The following is a 22,364-nucleotide window of genomic DNA, read 5'->3' on the forward strand; positions in this document are numbered from 1 at the left end:
TGAGATCATGACCTTAAAAGAATTATTGGTAGGTTTCGGCACCCAGGTACGCAGTATCTGGATGATCGGCCTGCACGCGTTTGCCAAACGCGAAACCCGGATGTATCCGGAAGAGCCGGTATATCTGCCGCCGCGCTACCGTGGACGTATCGTGCTGACGCGCGACCCGGACGGTTCCGAGCGCTGCGTTGCCTGTAACCTGTGTGCGGTAGCGTGTCCGGTGGGCTGTATCTCTCTGCAAAAAGCCGAGACGGTAGACGGTCGCTGGTATCCTGAGTTTTTCCGCATTAACTTCTCACGCTGCATTTTCTGCGGTCTGTGTGAAGAAGCGTGCCCAACCACGGCGATTCAGCTGACTCCAGACTTCGAGCTGGGTGAGTACAAGCGTCAGGATCTGGTGTACGAGAAAGAGGATCTGCTGATTTCCGGTCCGGGCAAATACCCGGAATATAACTTCTACCGGATGGCGGGTATGGCAATCGACGGCAAAGATAAAGGCGAAGCAGAGAACGAAGCTAAGCCTATCGACGTCAAGAGCCTGTTACCGTAAGGAGAGGGCAATGGAATTCGCTTTTTATATCTGTGGCCTTATCGCCATCCTGGCTACGCTGCGAGTGATCACGCACACCAATCCGGTGCATGCGCTGCTGTATTTAATCATCTCGCTGCTGGCTATTTCCGGGGTGTTCTTTGCGCTGGGCGCGCACTTCGCCGGTGCGCTGGAAATCATCGTCTACGCCGGGGCCATCATGGTGCTGTTTGTGTTCGTGGTGATGATGCTCAACCTGGGCGGCTCTGAAATTGAGCAGGAACGTCAGTGGTTAAAACCGCAGGTGTGGATTGGTCCGGCCATTTTGTCGGCCATCATGCTGGCGGTGATTGTTTACGCCATTCTGGGCGTCAACGACCAGGGTATCGACGGGACGCCAATCAGCGCGAAAGCCGTGGGTATCACCCTGTTTGGTCCGTACGTTCTGGCGGTTGAGCTGGCCTCAATGCTACTGCTGGCGGGTCTGGTTGTGGCCTTCCACGTTGGCCGCGAAGAGCGTGCTGGCGAGGTGCTGAGCAACCGCACTGACGACCGCGCGAAAAGAAAAACGGAGGAACGCGCATGATCCCCTTAACACATGGACTGATCCTCGCTGCGATTTTATTCGTTCTGGGCTTAACCGGTCTGGTTATCCGCCGCAATCTGCTGTTTATGCTGATCGGTCTGGAAATCATGATTAACGCTTCCGCGCTGGCCTTCGTGGTCGCCGGTAGCTACTGGGGCCAGACCGATGGTCAGGTGATGTACATTCTCGCCATCAGCCTCGCGGCTGCTGAAGCGAGTATTGGCCTGGCGCTGTTGCTACAGCTCCATCGTCGCCGCCAGAACCTGAACATCGATTCAGTAAGTGAGTTGCGTGGATGAACATGCTTGCCTTAACCATTATTTTTCCGCTGATTGGCTTCGTGCTGCTGGCGTTTTCTCGCGGCCGCTGGTCTGAGAATCTGTCTGCCACCGTTGGCATGGGATCTGTCGGCCTGGCTGCGCTGGTGACAGCGTATGCGGGTATCGACTTCTTTAACAATGGACGTCAGGCCTACAGCGTACCGCTGTGGAACTGGATGTCGGTCGGTAACTTCAACATCGGTTTCAACCTGGTGCTGGATGGTCTGTCTCTGACCATGCTCTCCGTCGTCACCGGCGTGGGCTTCCTGATCCACATGTTCGCCTCCTGGTACATGCGCGGTGAAGAGGGATACTCCCGCTTCTTCGCCTACACCAACCTGTTTATCGCCAGCATGGTTGTTCTGGTGCTGGCCGATAACCTGCTGCTGATGTATCTGGGCTGGGAAGGCGTGGGTCTGTGCTCTTACCTGCTGATCGGTTTCTACTACACCGATCCGAAGAATAGCGCAGCGGCCATGAAAGCGTTCGTCGTGACCCGTGTGGGTGACGTGTTCCTCGCGTTCGCGCTGTTCATTCTCTACAACGAACTGGGCACGCTGAACTTCCGCGAAATGGTGGAACTGGCACCGGCGCACTTCGAAGCAGGCAACAACATGCTGTGGTGGGCAACGCTGATGCTGCTGGGTGGTGCTGTGGGTAAATCCGCACAGCTGCCGTTGCAGACGTGGCTGGCCGACGCGATGGCGGGTCCAACCCCTGTCTCCGCGCTGATCCACGCCGCGACCATGGTTACCGCCGGTGTTTACCTGATTGCGCGTACTCATGGCCTGTTCCTGATGACTCCGGAAATTCTGCATCTGGTGGGTATCGTTGGTGCGGTCACGCTGGTGCTGGCAGGCTTTGCCGCGCTGGTGCAGACCGACATCAAACGCGTTCTCGCGTACTCCACCATGAGCCAGATTGGTTACATGTTCCTGGCGCTGGGCGTTCAGGCGTGGGACGCAGCCATTTTCCACCTGATGACGCACGCGTTCTTTAAAGCGCTGCTGTTCCTCTCGTCCGGTTCCGTCATTCTGGCCTGCCACCACGAGCAGAACATCTTCAAAATGGGCGGACTGCGTAAGTCTATCCCGCTGGTCTATGTCTGCTTCCTGGTGGGCGGCGCGGCGCTGGCGGCACTGCCGCTGATCACCGCGGGCTTCTTCAGTAAGGACGAAATCCTTGCGGGTGCCATGGCGAATGGTCATATCAATCTGATGGTTGCGGGTCTGGTCGGTGCGTTCATGACCTCCCTGTATACCTTCCGTATGATTTTCATCGTATTCCACGGTAAAGAACAAATTCACGCTCACGCAGGGAAGGGGATTACCCACCACCTGCCGCTGATTGTGCTGCTGGTCCTCTCCACCTTCGTTGGCGCGATGATTGTGCCACCGTTGCAGGGCGTGCTGCCGGCGACAACCGAGCTTGAGCACGGTCGCGTTCTGACGCTTGAAATCACCTCTGGCGTTGTGGCTATCGCGGGCATCCTGATCGCCGCATGGCTGTGGCTGGGCAAACGTACGCTGGTGACCGCCGTTGCCAACAGTGCGCCGGGCCGTCTGCTGGGCACCTGGTGGTACAACGCATGGGGCTTCGACTGGCTGTACGACATGATCTTCGTCAAGCCGTTCCTGGGCATCGCGTGGCTGCTGAAGCGCGACCCACTGAACAGCCTGATGAACATCCCGGCGATCCTCTCTCGCTTTGCAGGTAAAGGTCTGCTGTTCAGCGAGAACGGTTATCTGCGCTGGTATGTGGCGTCCATGAGCATCGGTGCGGTTGTCGTACTGGCGCTGCTGATGGTGTTGCGTTGATTTGAGCTGTGTGGTTGTCGGGTGGCGCTAGCGCTTACCCGACCTACGGACTGTAGGCCCGGTAAGCGAAGCGCCACCGGGCAAAAAGGCCCCGCACTCAAACGTGAATGTAGTCGAATTCGTTGAAAATCGGTCCCTTAGGGACTTTAACAAGGAATAAAAATCGCCATGTTATTACCCTGGCTAATATTAATTCCCTTCATCGGCGGCTTCCTGTGCTGGCAGACTGAACGCTTCGGCGTGAAGATGCCGCGCTGGATCGCGCTGATCACCATGGGATTGACGCTCGCGCTTGGCCTGCAACTGTGGTTGCAGGGTGGCTACTCACTGACCCAGTCTGCGGGCCTTCCGCAGTGGCAGTCTGAGTTTATCCTGCCGTGGATCCCGCGTTTTGGCATTACGATCCACCTGGCGATTGACGGTCTGTCGCTGCTGATGGTGGTGCTGACCGGTCTGCTCGGCGTTCTGGCGGTACTCTGCTCCTGGCGAGAAATCGAAAAATACCAGGGCTTCTTCCACCTGAACCTGATGTGGATCCTGGGCGGCGTAATCGGCGTGTTCCTTGCCATCGATATGTTCCTGTTCTTCTTCTTCTGGGAGATGATGCTGGTGCCGATGTACTTCCTGATCGCGCTGTGGGGCCACAAGGCCTCCGACGGTAAAACGCGTATCACGGCGGCCACCAAGTTCTTCATCTACACCCAGGCGAGTGGTCTGGTGATGTTGATTGCGATTCTGGCGCTGGTGTTTGTGCATTACAATGCCACCGGCGTCTGGACCTTCAACTATGAAGATCTGCTGAAGACCCCGATGTCCCACGGCGTGGAATACCTGCTGATGCTGGGCTTCTTCATCGCCTTCGCGGTGAAAATGCCGGTCGTACCGCTGCACGGCTGGCTGCCAGACGCGCACTCACAGGCACCTACGGCGGGTTCCGTCGACCTGGCGGGTATCTTGCTGAAAACGGCGGCCTACGGTCTGCTGCGTTTCTCCCTGCCGCTGTTCCCGAACGCCTCCGCTGAGTTCGCGCCGATTGCCATGTGGCTGGGTGTGATCGGTATCTTCTACGGTGCGTGGATGGCCTTCACGCAGTACGACATCAAACGTCTGATTGCTTACACCTCCGTTTCCCACATGGGCTTCGTGCTGATTGCCATCTACACCGGCAGCCAGCTGGCGTACCAGGGGGCGGTGATCCAGATGATTGCGCACGGCCTGTCCGCGGCTGGTCTCTTCATCCTGTGTGGTCAGCTGTATGAACGTCTGCACACCCGCGACATGCGTATGATGGGCGGCCTGTGGGGCAAAATGAAATGGCTGCCAGCGCTCTCCATGTTCTTCGCGGTGGCGACCCTGGGTATGCCGGGTACCGGTAACTTCGTCGGCGAGTTTATGATCCTGTTCGGCAGCTTCAACGTGGTACCGACGATCACCGTCATTTCCACCTTTGGTCTGGTGTTCGCGTCCGTGTACTCACTGGCGATGCTGCACCGCGCTTACTTCGGTAAAGCGAAGAGTGAAATTGCTGCACAAGAACTGCCGGGGATGTCGCTGCGTGAGCTGTTCATCATCCTGCTGCTGGTCGTACTGCTGGTGCTGTTGGGCTTCTATCCGCAGCCGATTCTGGATACCTCGCACTCCGCGATGGGTAACATCCAGCAGTGGTTTGTTAATTCTGCTTCTACTACAAGGCCGTAATTCGCCATGACAATAACTCCACAACAACTGATCGCGCTGCTACCGCTGCTGATCGTCGGATTGACGGTGGTGGTTGTGATGCTCTCCATTGCGTGGCGACGCAATCACTTCCTGAATGCGACCCTGTCCGTTCTGGGTCTGAACGCTGCGTTAGTCTCCCTCTGGTTTGTTGGCCAGGCGGGAGCGATGGACGTCACGCCGCTGATGCGCGTTGACGGCTACGCCATGCTTTACACCGGTCTGGTGCTGCTGGCGAGCCTGGCAACCTGTACCTTTGCGTACCCGTGGCTTGAAGGGTACAACGACAACAAAGAAGAGTTTTACCTGCTGGTACTGATTGCCGCACTGGGCGGCATTCTGCTGGCGAACGCGAACCACCTGGCCGCGCTGTTCCTCGGTATTGAGCTGATCTCACTGCCGCTGTTCGGCCTGATTGGTTATGCCTTCCGTCAGAAGCGCTCTCTGGAAGCGAGTATCAAGTACACAATTCTGTCTGCGGCCGCGTCGTCGTTCCTGCTGTTCGGTATCGCGCTGCTGTACGCACAGACGGGTAACCTCTCCTTCATGGCGCTCGGCAAGAGCCTTGGCGATGGCATGATGCATGAGCCGCTGCTGCTGGCGGGTCTGGGCATGATGATTGTTGGCCTTGGCTTTAAACTCTCTCTGGTGCCGTTCCACCTGTGGACGCCAGACGTATACCAGGGTGCGCCTGCACCGGTCTCTACCTTCCTGGCGACGGCGAGCAAAATCGCTATCTTCGGGGTGGTCATGCGTCTGTTCCTGTACGCACCGGTGGGTGACAGTGAAGCGGTCCGCGTGGTGCTGGGCATCATCGCGTTCGTCTCCATCATCTTCGGTAACCTGATGGCGCTGAGCCAGACCAACATCAAGCGTCTGCTGGGCTACTCCTCTATCTCTCATCTGGGCTACCTGCTGGTGGCGCTGATTGCGCTGCAAAGCGGTGAGATGTCGATGGAAACCGTGGGTGTGTATCTGGCCGGTTACCTGTTCAGCAGCCTCGGCGCGTTCGGCGTGGTGAGCCTGATGTCCAGCCCGTACCGTGGCCCGGATGCAGATTCCCTGTTCTCCTACCGTGGTCTGTTCTGGCACCGTCCGATCCTCTCTGCGGTAATGACCGTGATGATGCTCTCGCTGGCGGGTATCCCGATGACGCTGGGCTTTATCGGCAAGTTCTACGTGCTGGCCGTCGGTGTGCAGGCGGGTCTGTGGTGGCTGACTGCCGGTGTCGTTATCGGCTCCGCGATTGGTCTCTACTACTATCTGCGCGTCGCGGTGAGCCTGTACCTGAGCGCGCCGCAGCAGCTCAACCGTGATGCACCAACCAACTGGCAGTACAGCGCCGGGGGTATCGTGGTGCTGATCTCCGCGCTGCTGGTGCTGATCTTCGGTGTCTATCCGCAGCCGCTGATTGAGATTGTGCAGCGCGCGATGCCGCTGATGTAAGGTGAAAGCAAAAAACCCGCCTCGGCGGGTTTTTTATTGCCGGGTGGCGCTGCGCTTACCCGGCCTACAGGACCGTAGGCCCGTGCAAGCGTAGCGCCGCCGGGCAAAGCAACCGGCGACTAAGCCAACTGCTTCCTGCTTATAAGCGGCCCCTCAATCTTCTTCATCGAGCGGTCCAGCACCTCTTCAATTACCGACGACAGCTCGTTCAGCTCAAACTTCGCCACATAGCCGTCCGCCTTCACTTTGCGAATATGATCTTCATTCGCATTGCCGGAAAGAGACGAGTGGATCACCACCGGAATATCTTTCAGTACCGGGTCGGTTTTGATTTTGCGCGTCAGCGTAAAGCCATCCATCTCCGGCATTTCGAGGTCGGTTAATACCAGGGCAATCTTATCGGTAACGGGAACGCCCTCAGCCTGAGCCTGCGCGGCCAGCTGAGTGATTTTCTCCCACGCGTCTTTGCCGGTGATATGCAGCTGAGCCGGGATCTCCATCGCCTGCAATCCCTTCTCCAGCATTGATCGCGCCACTTTCGAGTCTTCTGCAACAATCGCGACAGAGCCTGGCTTGATGTTGAATTTGGTGGTTTCCAGATGGGTGGCGTGCAGATCGTGATTCGCCGGGGTGATGTCATACAGGATCTGCTCCACGTCCAGCACCATCGCCAGATCGTTGGTATCGGTCTTCTCATCCAGACAGGCAATGCTGGTGATGTAGCGACCGCTGACGGCGGTTTCCGCGGCGTGCACCTGCTTCCAGTCCAGACGCATGATGTTTTCCACCGATTCCACGGCAAACGCCTGCACGCTGCGGGCATATTCGGTGATCAGCAGGATGTTCAGCCCGGTGGCTGGCTTGCAGCCAGCGACAGCGGCCAGATCGATCACCGGGATCACCTGGTCGCGAATGTTCACCATCCCCATCAGCGGAGACTTCATTCCCGCCGGTTTGGTGAAGGTCGGCATCGGCACAATTTCGCGCAGTTTGAACACGTTGATGCCGAACAGCTCGGATTTATTTTCGTTCAGAGAGGTGCCAAGACGGAACAGCAACAGTTCAAAACGGTTGGACAGGGTCAGGTTCGCCCTGTCATCAATATCTTTCTGGAAATTATCCATTCTACCCTCAAGTGAAATGCTGGCCTTTTAATCGTTATCGGCACGCTGAGGGAAAAATGAAGGACTAAACGCTGACCTGAGCGAAATCTTCCGCCAGCTCGCATGCGGGGAACACCTCCCGGCACTCTGCCAGCAGGCTTTCGCAGCCGCGGACGTCATAGCGTGAACTGACGTGCGTGACAATCAGTTTCCCAACGCCAGCCTCACGCGCCAGCTGTGCCGCCTGACACGTTGAGCTGTGCCCCCGGCTGTTGGCTTTCTCTTCCATCGCCGCTTCCAGCGTCGCCTCATGCACCATCACATCCACGCCCTCAGCAAGCCTGCGCGCTGAAGGGCAGGGGGCGGTATCCCCAAAGATAGCCAGTTTTTTGCCCGGTTGCGGCGGTGCGAGGTACTCCTGACCGTTGATAACGCGCCCGTCTTCCAGCGTGACGGTCTCACCCTGCTTCAGACGGTGGAACAACGGGCCAGGCTTCACCCCATCGGCCTGTAACGCAGCGGCGTTCAGCGCGCCGGGCTTATCATGCTCCTGGACACGATAGCCGTAGCATTCCACCGGATGGTTAAGCGGGTAAGCGCGCACCTGATAATCCCCGTCGTCGAACACCAGACCTTCGCCGATCTCCACCACCTCCAGCGGATAATCGGTCCATGAGCCGCTCAGGCGCAGCGTGGTTTCAACGAATTCCTGAATACCCACAGGGCCATAAATGGTCAGCGGGTTAGCGTTACCAGCCATCGAACGGCTACACAGCAGGCCCGGCAGGCCAAACAGGTGATCGCCATGCAGATGGGTGATAAAGATTTTGTCCAGCTTGCCGGGGTGATACGCGGTATGCAGCAGCTGATGCTGCGTGCCTTCACCGCAGTCAAAAAGCCACAGCCCGCCGCGGGTGGGGTGCTTAAGATCCAGCAGAATTGCCGTCACGTTTCGTGAGCGGGTTGGCACGCCAGCGGACGTACCCAGAAAAATCAGTTCCATAACGCAATCAGCCCTTTGCCGAATGGGAAGGGGTTTAGTATAACGTGATGAACCCCAGGAAGGAGAAACACATGATCCAGTGGCAAGATCTGCACCACAGCGAGCTGACCATTCAGTCGCTCTACGCTTTGCTCAAACTGCGCTGCGAAGTTTTTGTGGTTGAGCAAACCTGCCCGTATCAGGATATCGACGGCGATGACCTGGTTGGCGAGAACCGGCACATCCTCGGCTGGCGTGATAACGAGCTGGTGGCGTATGCGAGGATTCTGAAAAGCGAAGACGATTTTGCCCCGGTCGTTATTGGCCGCGTCATTATCAGCGGCCGCGCGCGCGGTGAAAAGCTGGGCTATCAGCTGATGGAAAAAACGCTGGACGCATGTCAGAAACAGTGGCCGGACAAGGCGTTATACCTGGGGGCGCAGGCGCATTTGCAATCATTCTATGGCCATTTTGGTTTTACCCCGGTCACGGACATTTACGACGAAGACGGGATCCCACACATCGGCATGGCGCGCGAAGCGAAACAGGCGCAATAGCAAGACGTTGTCTATAGTTACCGGACTGGTGTACTAACATGGAGAAAAATATGTCATTTCAATCCTGGGATACCCGAGTCGACGACGACCTGACGCTACTAAGCGAAACGCTGGAAGAAGTGCTGCGATCTTCAGGCGATCCCGCCGATCAGAAGTACATTGAGCTGAAAGCCCGCGCCGAGCAGGCGCTGCATGACGTGAAAAACCGCGTCAGTAATGCCTCCGACAATTACTACTACCGCGCAAAACAGGCGGTTTATCGTGCCGATGATTATGTGCATGAAAAACCGTGGCAGGGCATTGGGGTCGGTGCGGCCGTAGGGCTGGTGCTGGGTCTGCTGTTAGCCCGTCGTTAAGCCGGTAAACCACTCCCTACACGTGGGTACTGCTATTTATCGTCAGTACCCCGTATAATATAAGGCTTTAACAGGGAGAGGTCCGCGTGCACTCGATTTTCCTCGCGCTGCAAAGCCTGCGCACTCAGCTTGCGCAAGCGTTGCCTGCTACACCCGGTTTACGCCATTTCGATGTCTCTTTCCCGTTAAACGACGCCTTCGATCCCCTGGCCTGGCTGGGTGTCCAGCGGTGCTATCCCCAGTTTTACTGGCAACAGCGCAGCGGTGATGAAGAACTTGCCGCGCTCGGAAGTCTCGCCCGGTTTGATTCTCTGGCCTCGGCCTCACGGTTTTTGCACACCCATGACGTGGCACATGACACCCGTATCTGCGGCCTGAACGCTTTCAACCCGGCGCAGGGAGTGCTGTTTTTACCGCGCCTTCTCTGGCGACGGTCTGCCGGGGTCGCCACGCTGCGACTGCAACTGTGGAGCGAAACGTCGCTGTGTGAAGATGCCCGTGAAGCCCTGAATTTTATCGACAACCTGCGCGACGCCGCGCCAATCCGCCCGTTGTCTGTTCAGATTGTGCAGGAAACCCATCATCCGGAAAAACCGGAATGGCTGGCGTTGATCCGTCAGGCGACAGAAACCCTTGCCCGCGGCGATTTTGAGAAAGTGGTGCTCGCACGTGCCACCGATGTGCAGTGTCAGCAGCCCGTGAACGCCATCGCGCTGATGGCCGCCAGCCGCGCGCTGAACCTTAACTGCTATCATTTTTGTATGGTCTTTGACGCCAGCAACGCGTTCCTCGGCTCGACGCCCGAGCGGCTGTGGCGGCGACGCGGCACGCTGCTGCGCACGGAAGCGCTGGCTGGCACCGTCGCCAGCCATTCTGACGATAAGCAGGCCCAGCGTCTGGGCGACTGGCTGATGAACGACGACAAAAATCAGCGGGAAAATATGCTGGTGGTGGAAGATATCTGCCAGCGTCTTCAGCACTATACCCGGACGCTGGAAGTCCTGCCTGCGCAGGTGCTGCGTCTGCGCAAGGTGCAGCATTTACGCCGCTGTATCTGGACCGAACTTATACAGCCTGACGACGAGCAGTGTTTGCATATTCTGCAACCGACGGCAGCGGTGGCCGGACTGCCACGTCAGGCTGCGCGAGAATTTATTGCGAACGTGGAGCCGTTTGACCGGGAGTGGTACGCCGGATCGGCGGGTTATTTATCGCCCGATCAAAGTGAATTCTGCGTGGCATTACGCTCCGCTCGTGTTCGCGATGACGCGCTGCGTCTTTATGCCGGGGCGGGCATCGTCAGTGGCTCCGATCCGGAGCAGGAGTGGCAGGAGATTGAAAACAAAGCCGCCGGGCTGCGTTCCCTTCTCCTGAGGGATTAATACTGATTCGTGCAATCCCGATTCATATCAAAATTCTGACTTTTTCTATTATTTATACTGTGTCGCATTCTTGATACTGGACAATCTCATGTCAGTAAGTTCTTTTAACCGACGCTGGGCGACGGTGATCCTTGAAGCCCTGACCCGTCATGGTGTCAGGCATGTGTGTATTGCCCCAGGCTCTCGCTCCACGCCGCTCACCCTTGCGGCGGCGGAAAACCGGGCTTTTATTCATCACACCCATTTTGATGAGCGTGGTCTGGGCCATCTGGCGCTCGGGCTGGCGAAAGTCAGTAAAGCGCCCGTGGCGGTAATAGTCACCTCCGGCACGGCGGTGGCGAACCTCTATCCGGCCCTGATTGAAGCGGGATTAACCGGCGAAAAGCTGATCTTACTCACCGCCGACCGTCCCCCGGAACTTATTGACTGCGGTGCAAACCAGGCGATTCGTCAGCCTGGCATTTTTGCCTCGCATCCTGCACAGACGGTCTCGTTGCCGCGCCCCACCCAGGATATTCCCGCCAGCTGGCTGGTCTCCACCCTCGATCACGCCATGAATGCACTGCGCAGCGGCGGGCTGCACATTAACTGCCCGTTTGCCGAGCCATTGTACGGCGAAATGAACGAGACCGGTCTCGCCTGGCAACAGCAGCTGGGCGACTGGTGGGAGAGCGAAAAACCCTGGCTGCGCGAGCAGACGCATCTGGAAAGCGCTAAACAGCGCGACTGGTTCTTCTGGCGCCAGAAGCGCGGGGTGGTGATTGCCGGGCGGATGAGTGCGGCGGAAGGCAAGCTGGCGGCGGAGTGGGCACAAACGCTTGGCTGGCCGCTGATTGGTGATGTGCTTTCCCAGACGGGCCAGCCGTTGCCCTGCGCCGACCTCTGGCTGGGGAACGCGAAAGCGGTCACCGAGCTGGCGCAGGCGCAAATCGTCGTCCAGCTGGGATCGAGCCTGACGGGTAAACGTCTGCTCCAGTGGCAGGCCACCTGTACGCCCGAAGAGTACTGGCTGGTGGATCCGCTCGAAGGACGCCTTGACCCGGCGCACCATCGCGGCCGCCGCCTGGTGAGCGACATTGACAGCTGGCTGGAATTGCATCCGGCGGAAAAACGCCAGCCCTGGGCGGTGGCGATCCCGGCGCTGGCACGTCAGGCGTGGGAACTGACCACAGCACAGTGCGAGGCATTCAGTGAAGCCGGGCTGGCGCACCGTATACGTAACTATCTTCCCGCGCAGGGACAACTTTTTGTCGGAAACAGCCTGGTGGTGCGCCTGATTGACGCCTTCTCGAAGCTGCCAGCGGGTTATCCGGTGTACAGCAACCGGGGCGCGAGCGGCATTGACGGCCTGATCTCCACCGCGGCTGGCGTACAGCGGGCCAGCGCGAAATCCACGCTGGCGATTGTGGGGGATCTCTCCGCCCTCTACGATCTGAACGCGCTGGCGCTCCTGCGTCAGGCGTCGGCCCCGTTCGTGCTGATTGTCGTTAACAATAACGGCGGGCAGATTTTCTCCCTGCTGCCGACGCCGCAAAGCGAGCGTGAGCGCTTCTATCTGATGCCGCAAAACGTGCAGTTCGAACACGCCGCCGCCATGTTCAGCCTGAAGTACCATCGCCCGGAAAACTGGGAGGCGCTGGAAACGGCATTGAACACCGCCTGGCGGCAGCCTGGCGCGACGCTGATAGAGCTGGTGGTAAACGATTCTGACGGCGCGCAGAAGCTGCAACATCTGCTGGCGCAGGTGAGCCACCTGTGATCCTCGCAGGCGTCTCCCGGCCAGGAAAACCAGGCTACCCCTGGCTGGTTTTCCTGCACGGTTTTTCCGGCGACTGTCGCGAGTGGCAGGCTGTCGGGGCGTCGCTGCATGACTACCCCCGGCTCTACCTTGACCTGCCCGGGCACGGTGGTTCAGCGGATACGGGCGTGACGGGGTTTGCAGAGGTAAGTGAGTTGCTCTCGCATACCCTTGTTAGTTACAACATACTAAGATACTGGCTAGTGGGGTACTCCCTCGGCGGCCGCATTGCGATGTTCCATGCCTGTCAGCATCCTGCGGGGTTAGACGGGGTGATTGTGGAAGGTGGACACCCGGGCCTGCAAGACGCCGATGCGCGCCAGGCCCGGCTGATCTCTGACCGCCGCTGGGCGTCACGGTTTCGCAGTGAGCCGCTGGAGGCCGTCTTTGCCGACTGGTATCAACAGCCGGTCTTTGCCTCACTTACGGATGATCAGCGCAGGGCGCTGATCGCGCTGCGCAGCCGGAACAACGGCCCGAGGCTGGCAGAGATGCTGGAGGCCACCTCGCTTGCCGTTCAGCCTGATTTACGTCCCGCGCTCATCGCGCGTGATTTTTCTTTTGACTATCTCTATGGCGAACGTGACGGGAAGTTTGCAGCTATCGCCGCTGAACTTAACGCCACGCGTCATGCTATCCCTCACGCCGGACACAACGCCCACCGGGACACCCCGGAAGCTGTTGCCGCGAGTCTGGCTCAGATACTGCGTTATCGAACAAAGGACACGCTATGATCTATCCTGATGAACACATGCTTTACGCGCCGGTTGAATGGCAGGACTGCTCCGAAGGCTACACCGACATTCGTTACCACAAATCCGCTGATGGTATCGCCAAAATCACCATCAACCGTCCACAGGTGCGCAACGCGTTTCGTCCGCTGACCGTAAAAGAGATGATCCAGGCGCTGGCGGATGCCCGCTACGATGACACTATCGGCGTCATCATCCTCACCGGGGAAGGGGAGAAAGCCTTCTGCTCCGGCGGCGATCAGAAAGTCCGCGGTGACTACGGCGGATACCAGGATGATGCGGGCACACACCACCTGAACGTGCTGGATTTCCAGCGCCAGATCCGCACCTGTCCAAAACCGGTGGTCGCGATGGTGGCAGGGTATTCCATCGGCGGCGGTCACGTGCTGCACATGATGTGTGACCTGACGATCGCGGCGGAAAATGCCATTTTCGGTCAGACTGGCCCGAAAGTCGGCTCTTTCGACGGCGGCTGGGGCGCGTCCTATATGGCGCGCATTGTCGGTCAGAAAAAAGCCCGCGAAATCTGGTTCCTGTGCCGTCAGTACAACGCCCAGGAAGCGCTGGATATGGGGCTGGTTAACACCGTGGTGCCGATCGCCGATCTGGAAAAAGAGACCGTGCGCTGGTGTCGCGAAATGCTGCAAAACAGCCCAATGGCGCTGCGCTGCCTGAAAGCGGCCCTCAACGCCGATTGTGACGGTCAGGCGGGCCTTCAGGAGCTGGCAGGTAACGCCACCATGCTGTTCTATATGACCGAAGAGGGTCAGGAAGGGCGCAACGCGTTCAACGAAAAACGCCAGCCAGACTTCAGCAAATACAAACGGAACCCGTAATGCGTTGCGCGCAGGTTTACCGCTGGCAGATACCGATGGACGCGGGCGTGGTGCTGCGTGAACGGCGGTTAAAAACCCGTGACGGCTTTTGCGTGCATCTCCGGCAGGGCGAGCGGGAAGGGTGGGGCGAAATCGCCCCGCTTCCGGGTTTTAGCCTGGAAACGCTGGACGAGGCGCAGGCTGCGCTGATGGCCTGGACGTACGAATGGCGTGAGGGGGCAGCTCCGGCGCTGCCGGACATGCCTTCCGCCGCATTCGGCATCAGCTGTGCGCTGGCAGAGCTGGACGGCAGTTTGCCGGACGCGGCGAACTATCGCGCCGCGCCGCTCTGTACCGGCGATCCGGATGAACTTTTCGCGCTCCTTTCCGCGATGCCTGGCGAGAAGGTGGCGAAAATAAAGGTTGGCCTGTACGAAGCAGTGCGCGACGGAATGGTGGTTAACCTGTTACTGGAAGCCATTCCCGATCTGCACCTGCGCCTGGACGCCAACCGCGCCTGGACGCCGCTCAGGGCGCAACAGTTCGCGAAGTACGTCAACCCGGCGTACCGCAGCCGCATCGCGTTTCTCGAAGAGCCGTGCAAAACGCGCGACGACTCGCGCGCCTTCGCCCGGGAAACCGGCATTGCCATTGCCTGGGATGAGAGCCTGCGCGAAGCCGATTTCGCGTTTGCCGCCGAGCCGGGCATCAGGGCCGTGGTGATTAAGCCAACGCTGACCGGCAGCCTCGACAAGGTGCGCGAGCAGGTTGCGGCGGCCCATGCCGCAGGGCTGACGGCGGTGATCAGTTCATCCATCGAATCCAGCCTCGGCCTGACGCAGCTGGCGCGCATCGCTGCATGGTTAACGCCGGACACCGTTCCCGGTCTCGATACGCTAAACCTGATGCAGGCCCAGCTGATTCGTCAGTGGCCTGGCAGCACCTTGCCGTGCCTCGACGTCGGGGCGCTGGAGCCATTGCGATGAGTTTTACCGACTGGCCGTGGCGGCACTGGCGCACCCGGAGTGCCAATAAACCCGCGCTGCGTTTAGACGATATAACGCTCAGCTGGTCTCAGCTGGGCGAGCGTATCGATCGTCTCGCAGCCGGTTTTCAGTCTCAGGGCGTTACGGACGGTGATGGCGTCATGCTGCTCGCCCACAACCACCCGCAGACCCTGCTGGCCTGGCTGGCGCTGCTTCAGTGCGGCGCCCGCATTTTGCCGGTGAACCCTCAGCTTCCCCGTCCGCTGCTGGACGTCCTCCTGCCGCAGATGACCCTGCGCTTTGCGCTGGTGCTTAACGGTGAGTATGACGGTCTGCCCGGTCTGGTATTAAGAGAGGGCGAGGGGCAGGGCGGCGTCACGTGGCGGGCAGAACGGCTGGCCTCAATGACGCTCACCTCTGGCTCCACCGGCTTGCCGAAAGCGGCGGTGCACACCTGTGCCGCCCACCTTGCCAGCGCAAAGGGCGTGCTGGCGCTGATGCCTTACGGCGGTAGCGATGACTGGCTGCTCTCTCTGCCGCTATTTCACGTCTCCGGTCAGGGGATTTTGTGGCGCTGGTTGCAGGGCGGAGGCCGTCTCACCGTGCGTGAAAAACAGCCGCTGGAGCAGGCGCTACAGGGCTGTACCCACGCCTCGCTGGTGCCAACGCAGCTGTGGCGGCTGCTTAATTCACACCATCCCGTCGCGCTGAAAGCCGTGCTGCTCGGCGGGGCGGAAATCCCCGTTGCGCTGACCGAACAGGCGCGCGAGCAGGGGATCCGTACGTTCTGCGGCTACGGTCTGACCGAGTTCGCCTCCACCGTCTGCGCCAAAGAGGCCGACGGCGCGCCGGACGTGGGCAGCGCGCTGCCGGGCAGAGACGTTCAGGTGGTGAACGGTGAAGTCTGGATCCGGGCGGAAAGCATGGCGGCGGGCTACTGGCGAGACGGCGCATTATTGCCGCTGGTCAATGAGCAGGGCTGGTTCGCCACCCGCGATCGCGGCGAGTGGCATGACGGACGCCTGACCATTCTGGGCCGAATGGACAATCTCTTTTTCAGCGGCGGAGAAGGGATCCAGCCCGAAGCGCTGGAGCGCGTTATCGCCACGCATCCGCAGGTAAGCCAGGCGTTTGTCGTTCCGCTGGATGATGCCGAGTATGGGCAACGTCCGGTGGCGGTAGTGGAATGCGAGCCGGGCACGGATATCACGCTGCTGCCGGAGTGGGTTCAGGGCAGGCTGGCGCGCTTTGAGCAGCCGGTACACTGGCTGGCGCTGCCGTCAGAACTGAAAAATGGCGGGATTAAAATCTCCCGCCAGGCGTTAAAGCAGTGGGTCAATGCCCTGTTGAGGGGCTAATCAACCGATATCCGGCTGCGGTTTGTGCTGGCGTCGGCGGACCCAGCGCAGCACCGGCGGCACGACAATCACCATAATCGCCATTGCCAGCAGGATCTTCGTCACGCTGCTCTCCCACAGGATCCCCATGTTGCCATTGCTGATGGAGAGGGCGCGGCGCAGGTTCTGCTCCAGCATTTCCCCCAGCACAAACCCTAAAATCAGCGGCGACATCGGGAAGTGCATCTTGCGCAGAATGTAGCCCAGCACGCCGAGCAGCACCATCAACACCAGGTCGAAGGTGGTGCTGTGCACCGCGTACACCCCAACCGCAGAGACGGCGGCGATGGCCGGGACCAGGAACCACAGGGGAATGGTCAGCATGCGGGTGAACAGGCCGATCAGCGGGATGTTCATTACCAGCAACATCACGTTGGCGATCAGCAGGGCGGCAATTAAACCCCAGACGATATCGGGCTGCTCGGTAAACATCGCCGGACCCGGGGTGATGTTATAGAGCGTCAGCGCGCCCATCATTACCGCCGTGGTGCCGGAGCCCGGCACGCCGAGGGTCAGCATCGGGATAAACGAGCCGCAGGCCGAGGCGTTATTCGCCGCCTCCGGCGCCGCCACGCCGCGGATATCGCCTTTGCCGAAGCTGTCGCTGTTACCGCTCAGCTTTTTCTCGGTCATGTAGGTGATAGCGCTGGCGATAGTAGCCCCCGCGCCGGGCAGAATGCCGACGAAGAAACCGATCACCGACGAACGCAGGGTGGCGCCAATACACTGCGCCCCCTCTTTGGCATTAAAGAGCATACGTCCGGTTTTACGCACCAGCGTCTGCCCGCTGCTGGTATGCTCCAGCATCAGTAAGATTTCTGAGACAGAGAACAGACCAATCACCACGACGATAAACTGCACGCCGTCGGAGAGATGAACGCTGTCGAAGGTAAAACGATAAACCCCGGTGTTGGCATCCACGCCGACGGTCGCCAGACTGAGGCCAATCAACGCAGACAAAAACGACTTCAGCGGATTCTGCGCCATCATGCTGCCGAGACAGGCGATGGCGAACACCATCAGGGCAAAATACTCGGCCGGACCAAACGCCAGCGACCACTGGGCCAGCGCCGGGGCGAAGAGGATGATGCCGCCAATGGCGATCATGGAGCCAAAGAACGAGCTGACGGCAGAAATAGAGAGCGCCACGCCGCCGCGCCCCTGCTGCGCCATCGGGTAGCCATCCAGCGCGGTCATAATGGCGGCGGCATCGCCGGGCACGTTAAGCAGAATCGAGGAAATACGCCCCCCGTATTCGCAGCCGATATAGACCGTCGCCAGCAGGATCAGCGCCGATTCCGCAGGCAGGTGCAGCGCAAAGGCCAGCGGCAGTAAAATCGCCACGCCGTTGATAGGGCCAAGGCCCGGCAGCAGGCCGACGATGGTCCCGACGAAACAGCCGATCAGGGCGATCACCAGGTTTTCCGGGGTCATCGCTACCGCGAACCCCTGAGAGAGATAGATCCAGGTATCCATAGCGTGCTCCGTTAGTTAAACCATGCGCCGAGCGGCAGGGTCACGTCCAGCAGGCGGTCGAAGGCGTACCAGAGTAAAATGCCCAGTACGACCCCGGAGATCCCCGCCGCAGGCAGCGAGGCGTTAAACAGTATGCCAATCACCATCGTCAGCAGGGCGGTGGCAATCGGGAAGCCGAGCCACTCAAAGCCCCACGCATACATCAGCAGGACAATTACCATTACCAGCAGACGTTGCAGCGTACGGCGTGGCGGCCACTCCACGGTATCCGGATGGCGCAGCAGCAGCGCCACCGAGCAGAGCAGCATCAGGCCGACAATGCCGACGGGGAAGGGGCGTGGCCCCACGGGTTCATAGCTGTATTCGCTGTGGATCTGCCAGGCGACGAACATGCCGCCAATGCAGAGCAGCAGCCATATCCCGGCAAAAATGCGATCGCTCATAGCGCCTCCGGTTATTTCGCCAGACCAAAGGCTTTCGCCTGTTCGCGGTAGTCATTCACCTGTTTTTTGACATACTCGTCCAGCTGCTTGCCGTTCAGGTTGAACTCAAACAGCCCGCGCAGATCGCGCTGTTTTTTGAACTCCTCGGTTTGCTGAAGTTTTGCGAAGGTATCCACCCACCACTGGTACTCGGCGTCGGTCACTTTTGGCCCGACGAAGAAGCCGCGGATGATCGGCCAGACCAGGTTATAACCCTGCTCTTTAGCGGTTGGGACGTCTGCCAGCTGGCCCGGCAGACGGTTTTCCGAGAAGACCGCCAGCACGCGGATCTTATCCCCGCTCAGGTAGGGCACCATTTCGCTGAGATCGCCCGATACCGCCTGGACGTGATTGCCCATCAGCGCCGTCACCGGCTCGCCGCCGCCTTCAAAGGCCACGTAACGCATCTTGTGCGGATCCACTTTGGCCTGCTGCGCCAGCAGCGCGGCTTTCATCCAGTCCTGGCTGCCGATAGAGGCGCCCGCGCCAATGACCACGCTGTTCGGATCTTTTTCCATGGCGGTCAGCAGATCTTTCAGGGATTTCCACGGGGAGTCCGCGCGCACGGCGATCATGCCGTAATCGGTGCCTACGGTGGCGAGCCAGCGCACGTCATTCACGTCATAACGACCAAATTTCCCCTGCGACAGGTTCAGCAGCGAACCGCCGGAGAAGGCCACCACGGTGCCCGCTTCGGCAGGGCGCTGCGCGACGATGGCGTTATAGGCTACCGCGCCCACGCCGCCGGGCATGTAGGTGACGCGCATCGGTTTCTCGATGGCCTTCGTCTCCAGCAGGCTGACCTGAATCAGCTTACAGGTCAGGTCGAAGCCGCCGCCGGGTTTGGCCGGGGCGATACATTCGGTACGGGATGGCGCGTCTTGCGCCTGGACGACAGAGGCACTCAACAGCAATACGCTTGCAGCAAGGGTAGAAAGTAATTGTTTTTTCATCGTTTATCCTCACGCCGGAGAACCGGGAGTACGGGTACGGGTGTATTTTTTCTGATTATGTGAACCACCTTGTAGCGGTTCCGTTGCGTGATTGTTAAAACAATAACCTTTCATTTCCCTTTCACTGCGACACCAACTTTACAGGATGTGATATGCGTCTCTTACTGGCGGAAGATAATCGTGAGCTGGCTCACTGGCTGGAAAAAGCGCTGGTACAAAACGGATTTGCCGTGGATTGCGTCAACGATGGACGGGCGGCCGATCATCTTTTGCAGGGAGAAAACTATGCCGTCGCGATCCTTGATATCGGCATGCCCGGCTTCGACGGGCTGGAGGTGGTGCATCGCCTGAGAAAACGCGGGCAGACGCTGCCGGTGCTGTTTCTTACCGCCCGCAGCAACGTGGCAGACAGGGTGAAGGGGTTGAATGCCGGGGCGGATGACTACCTGCCGAAACCGTTCGAGCTGGAGGAGCTTGATGCCCGCCTGCGCGCGCTGCTGCGCCGCAGCGAAGGACGAACCCAGGAGCGCCAGCGGCTGGGAGAGCTGGAGTACGATGATGAAGGCTTTTTTCTGCTGCGCGATGAACCCCTTTCCCTCACGCCGCGCGAACTCTCTTTGCTGAAGGTGCTGATGCACCGCCGGACCCGTCCCGTCTCCCGGCAACAGCTTTTCGACCAGGTATTCAGCCTGAACGACGACGTCAGCCCCGAGAGCATCGATCTCTATATTCACCGCCTGCGTAAGAAGCTGACCGGCAGCGGGGTGCGGATCATTACCCTCCGGGGGCTGGGCTACGTGCTGGAGTGCGGCGATGAGGTGGGTTAAGCCGCAGTCGCTTTACCTGCAACTTTTGCTTTTTCTGGGTTTGCCGCTGCTGCTGTTATGGGGGCTGTCAGCCTTTAACAGCTACGTTAGCGCGTTACAGGCGGCGACGCAGGCCTATGACCGCACGCTGTTATCCTCGGCGCGCACGGTGTCAGAGCGGCTGGTGGTGCACAACGGTAAACTCCAGGTGAACGTGCCCTGGGTCGTGCTCGACAGCTTCGAGCTGAACATGAACGATCGCCTCTATTACAAGGTCGTGGACCCTGACGGGCGGACGATCTCCGGCTACGACGATCTGCCGAATATGCCTCCCTCCACGTCGCGCACTACACACTATCCGGCGCTGGCTTGGTTTTATCATACCGAGTATCGCGGGCAGGCGATCCGCGTGGCGAAGCTGCTCCAGCCGGTTAACGAGGACAGTGTGTTCGGGATGGCGGAGATCTACGTCGCCGAAACGTTGCAGTCGCGGCGCTATCTGGCCACTCAGCTGCTGTTTTCCTCGCTCGTGTCGCAGGGGCTGCTGGTGCTGCTGACGCTGGTCCTGACCGCGTGGCTGCTGCGTCGCGTGCTGCGCCCGATGCGGCAGCTCTCGTCCCTGATGGTGCGCCGTGAGCCGGGGCTGCTGGCTCCGCTGCCGGAGCTGCTGCCCTGGTCGGAAACGCGGCTGCTGATTGTGGCATTTAACCGCTATATCGACAGGTTGCGCGGCGTACTTTCGCGGCAGGCGCGCTTTAACGCCGACGCCTCACACCAGCTCAAAACGCCGCTGGCGGTGCTGAAAACCCAGGTATCGGTTGCCCTGACGCGAAACGATCCGGCGCTGTGGCAGGAGAGTTTACGGGCGATGAACGTCACGCTGGATAACACCATCGTGCTGACCGAGAGGCTGTTACAGCTGTCAGCGGTGAAGCGGAAAGAGCAGGGGGAGCGACAGTTTGCCCCTGTCGATCTGGTACAGGTGGTGCAAAACTGCTGCTTTTCCCGGCTCACGCAGGCGCGAAGTAAAGGTATTGATCTCGGTTATGACGGCGTACAGCAGCCGGTAATGATTGAGGGGGATGACGTGCTGCTGGGCGAACTGTGCGCGAACCTGCTGGAGAACGCGATCAAATACACGCCGGAGCAGGGGATCGTGACGGTGTACTTGCGCACGGATAACGATGCCGTTGAACTGAGCGTGGAGGACAGCGGCCCGGGCATTGCTGAAGACCAGATTTCCCAGGCCATGCTGCCGTTTCATCGGCTGGATAACGTGGGCGACGCCGCCGGGTCCGGCATTGGCCTGGCGCTGGCCAACGATATCGCCCGCATGCACCGCAGCCATCTTCAGCTGATGCCCAGTGAAAATCTGGGTGGTCTGCGCGTAAAAATGCGCTTTCTGATGTTGGTATAAATGCCGATATTATCAAATCGTTACAAACTAATTGACCGCCGCACGCGGAGTCCATTGATCCCACAGACAGTCAGGTTAAAATCTCGCGGTTTTTGGACATTTCTGAATAAATGGTGCGGGATCACGACAATGAAAAAAGTGGCATTAATGGGCTTAGGCCTGATGTTTGTATCGGCAGCAGCCAACGCTATTTCCTTCAACGGCTCGGCGGGCGAAGATTATACTCACCTGGGCTTTGGTCTTGGCACGGATAGCGCAGGCCTGGCGATGACCGGCGGCTGGACGCATAACGACGACGATGGTGATGCGGCAAGCCTGGGCCTTGGCTTTAACGTACCGCTTGGTCCTTTCCTGGCGACCATCGGCGGTAAAGGCATTTACACCAACCCGAACGACGGCGACGAAGGCTACGCGGCGGCAGTGGGCGGCGGCTTGCAGTGGAAAATTGGCGACAGCTTTGGCCTGTTCGGTGAGTACTACTACTCTCCGGACTCCCTCTCCAGCGGTATCGACAGCTATCAGGAAGCCAATGCTGGCGCGCGCTGGACCATCATGCGCCCGATCACCATCGAAGCGGGTTATCGCTATCTGAACCTGGCCGGTAAAGACGGCAACCGCGACAACGCCCTGGCCGACGGCCCGTACGTTGGCGTGAGCGCCGGTTTCTAATCCTTTCGGCGCGGCGTTC

Annotated in this window: 22 protein-coding genes; 17 read left to right on the forward strand and 5 right to left on the reverse strand. The window is 59.3% G+C overall.

Translation table 11 applies throughout. The features are described 5' to 3' along the window. Window positions 1-7: 7 nt before the first annotated feature. The 6 genes from nuoI to nuoN all read left to right on the forward strand — a co-directional run bounded on the left by nuoI (window position 8) and on the right by nuoN (window position 6,414). Window positions 8-550 carry an NADH-quinone oxidoreductase subunit NuoI gene (gene nuoI / locus BH712_RS17235; RefSeq protein ID WP_003861491.1) on the forward strand — a complete coding sequence of 181 codons (543 nt, stop codon included), beginning with the start codon at window positions 8-10 and terminating at the stop codon, window positions 548-550. A gap of 10 nt (window positions 551-560) precedes the next feature. After that, entirely contained in the window at window positions 561-1,115 is a 555-nt protein-coding gene (nuoJ, locus tag BH712_RS17240; RefSeq protein ID WP_006811379.1) for an NADH-quinone oxidoreductase subunit J, read from the forward strand. Beyond that, entirely contained in the window at window positions 1,112-1,414 is a 303-nt protein-coding gene (nuoK, locus tag BH712_RS17245; protein ID WP_003861496.1) for an NADH-quinone oxidoreductase subunit NuoK, read from the forward strand. The genes nuoJ and nuoK overlap by 4 nt, the downstream gene beginning before the upstream one ends. Then, entirely contained in the window at window positions 1,411-3,252 is a 1,842-nt protein-coding gene (nuoL, locus tag BH712_RS17250) for an NADH-quinone oxidoreductase subunit L (protein WP_006811378.1), read from the forward strand. Before nuoK ends, nuoL begins: the two co-directional genes overlap by 4 nt. A gap of 168 nt (window positions 3,253-3,420) precedes the next feature. Continuing rightward, a complete protein-coding gene (gene nuoM / locus BH712_RS17255) occupies window positions 3,421-4,950 on the forward strand; it encodes an NADH-quinone oxidoreductase subunit M (RefSeq protein ID WP_003861498.1) in 1,530 nt (509 codons plus the stop codon). Window positions 4,951-4,956: 6 nt separating this feature from the next. Further along, window positions 4,957-6,414, forward strand: coding sequence for an NADH-quinone oxidoreductase subunit NuoN (gene nuoN / locus BH712_RS17260; protein ID WP_006811377.1), 1,458 nt, complete (start codon window positions 4,957-4,959; stop codon window positions 6,412-6,414). Between the two features lie 119 nt (window positions 6,415-6,533). Here nuoN and BH712_RS17265 read toward each other — a convergent pair whose 3' ends face one another. Together BH712_RS17265 and rbn are read right to left on the reverse strand one after the other, a co-directional pair. After that, entirely contained in the window at window positions 6,534-7,538 is a 1,005-nt protein-coding gene (locus BH712_RS17265; protein ID WP_003859465.1) for a chemotaxis protein, read from the reverse strand. 64 nt (window positions 7,539-7,602) lie between these two features. Next, complete coding sequence (gene rbn, locus BH712_RS17270) at window positions 7,603-8,520, reverse strand: ribonuclease BN (RefSeq protein WP_006811376.1); 918 nt, start codon at window positions 8,518-8,520, stop codon at window positions 7,603-7,605. Between the two features lie 71 nt (window positions 8,521-8,591). Here rbn and BH712_RS17275 point away from each other — a divergent pair, with 71 nt between their 5' ends. From BH712_RS17275 to menE, 8 genes are all read left to right on the forward strand, one after another. Beyond that, complete coding sequence (locus BH712_RS17275; protein ID WP_032673971.1) at window positions 8,592-9,056, forward strand: GNAT family N-acetyltransferase; 465 nt, start codon at window positions 8,592-8,594, stop codon at window positions 9,054-9,056. 50 nt (window positions 9,057-9,106) lie between these two features. Next, window positions 9,107-9,412 carry a stress response protein ElaB gene (elaB, locus tag BH712_RS17280; RefSeq protein WP_017693006.1) on the forward strand — a complete coding sequence of 102 codons (306 nt, stop codon included), beginning with the start codon at window positions 9,107-9,109 and terminating at the stop codon, window positions 9,410-9,412. Window positions 9,413-9,498: 86 nt separating this feature from the next. Continuing rightward, complete coding sequence (gene menF / locus BH712_RS17285) at window positions 9,499-10,794, forward strand: isochorismate synthase MenF (protein ID WP_006811373.1); 1,296 nt, start codon at window positions 9,499-9,501, stop codon at window positions 10,792-10,794. A gap of 88 nt (window positions 10,795-10,882) precedes the next feature. After that, window positions 10,883-12,553, forward strand: a complete 1,671-nt coding sequence (menD, locus tag BH712_RS17290; protein ID WP_006811372.1) for a 2-succinyl-5-enolpyruvyl-6-hydroxy-3-cyclohexene-1-carboxylic-acid synthase — start codon at window positions 10,883-10,885, stop codon at window positions 12,551-12,553. Continuing rightward, window positions 12,550-13,326: a 2-succinyl-6-hydroxy-2,4-cyclohexadiene-1-carboxylate synthase gene (gene menH, locus BH712_RS17295; RefSeq protein ID WP_032673970.1), complete on the forward strand. Its 777-nt coding sequence runs from the start codon at window positions 12,550-12,552 to the stop codon at window positions 13,324-13,326. Before menD ends, menH begins: the two co-directional genes overlap by 4 nt. Next, window positions 13,323-14,180, forward strand: coding sequence for a 1,4-dihydroxy-2-naphthoyl-CoA synthase (menB, locus tag BH712_RS17300; RefSeq protein WP_003859452.1), 858 nt, complete (start codon window positions 13,323-13,325; stop codon window positions 14,178-14,180). Before menH ends, menB begins: the two co-directional genes overlap by 4 nt. Beyond that, window positions 14,180-15,145, forward strand: coding sequence for an o-succinylbenzoate synthase (gene menC, locus BH712_RS17305; RefSeq protein ID WP_006811369.1), 966 nt, complete (start codon window positions 14,180-14,182; stop codon window positions 15,143-15,145). The genes menB and menC overlap by 1 nt, the downstream gene beginning before the upstream one ends. Beyond that, entirely contained in the window at window positions 15,142-16,503 is a 1,362-nt protein-coding gene (menE, locus tag BH712_RS17310; RefSeq protein ID WP_032654327.1) for an o-succinylbenzoate--CoA ligase, read from the forward strand. Before menC ends, menE begins: the two co-directional genes overlap by 4 nt. Here the strand turns inward: menE and BH712_RS17315 are convergent, their stop codons facing one another. The 3 genes from BH712_RS17315 to BH712_RS17325 are packed head-to-tail and all read right to left on the reverse strand — an operon-like array spanning window position 16,504 to window position 19,453. Next, window positions 16,504-18,018 (reverse strand): tripartite tricarboxylate transporter permease, encoded by a 1,515-nt coding sequence (locus BH712_RS17315; protein ID WP_006811365.1) that lies wholly within the window; start codon window positions 18,016-18,018, stop codon window positions 16,504-16,506. Between the two features lie 11 nt (window positions 18,019-18,029). Beyond that, the gene (locus tag BH712_RS17320; protein WP_003859443.1) at window positions 18,030-18,461 is read right to left on the reverse strand and encodes a tripartite tricarboxylate transporter TctB family protein; all 432 of its coding nucleotides are present in this window, start codon (window positions 18,459-18,461) and stop codon (window positions 18,030-18,032) included. A gap of 11 nt (window positions 18,462-18,472) precedes the next feature. After that, window positions 18,473-19,453 (reverse strand): Bug family tripartite tricarboxylate transporter substrate binding protein, encoded by a 981-nt coding sequence (locus tag BH712_RS17325; RefSeq protein ID WP_006811363.1) that lies wholly within the window; start codon window positions 19,451-19,453, stop codon window positions 18,473-18,475. Window positions 19,454-19,605: 152 nt separating this feature from the next. On the opposite strand from BH712_RS17325, the gene tctD reads away from it, so the two are divergent. From tctD to BH712_RS17340, 3 genes are all read left to right on the forward strand, one after another. Further along, a complete protein-coding gene (tctD, locus tag BH712_RS17330; RefSeq protein ID WP_006811361.1) occupies window positions 19,606-20,280 on the forward strand; it encodes a transcriptional regulator TctD in 675 nt (224 codons plus the stop codon). Further along, window positions 20,267-21,676 (forward strand): sensor histidine kinase, encoded by a 1,410-nt coding sequence (locus BH712_RS17335; RefSeq protein ID WP_006811360.1) that lies wholly within the window; start codon window positions 20,267-20,269, stop codon window positions 21,674-21,676. The genes tctD and BH712_RS17335 overlap by 14 nt, the downstream gene beginning before the upstream one ends. Before the next feature lie 129 nt (window positions 21,677-21,805). Next, window positions 21,806-22,345 (forward strand): YfaZ family outer membrane protein, encoded by a 540-nt coding sequence (locus tag BH712_RS17340; protein ID WP_000754769.1) that lies wholly within the window; start codon window positions 21,806-21,808, stop codon window positions 22,343-22,345. Window positions 22,346-22,364 lie beyond the last annotated feature (19 nt).

This window comes from Enterobacter hormaechei ATCC 49162 (genome assembly GCF_001875655.1).
Taxonomy (GTDB): Bacteria; Pseudomonadota; Gammaproteobacteria; order Enterobacterales; family Enterobacteriaceae; genus Enterobacter; species Enterobacter hormaechei.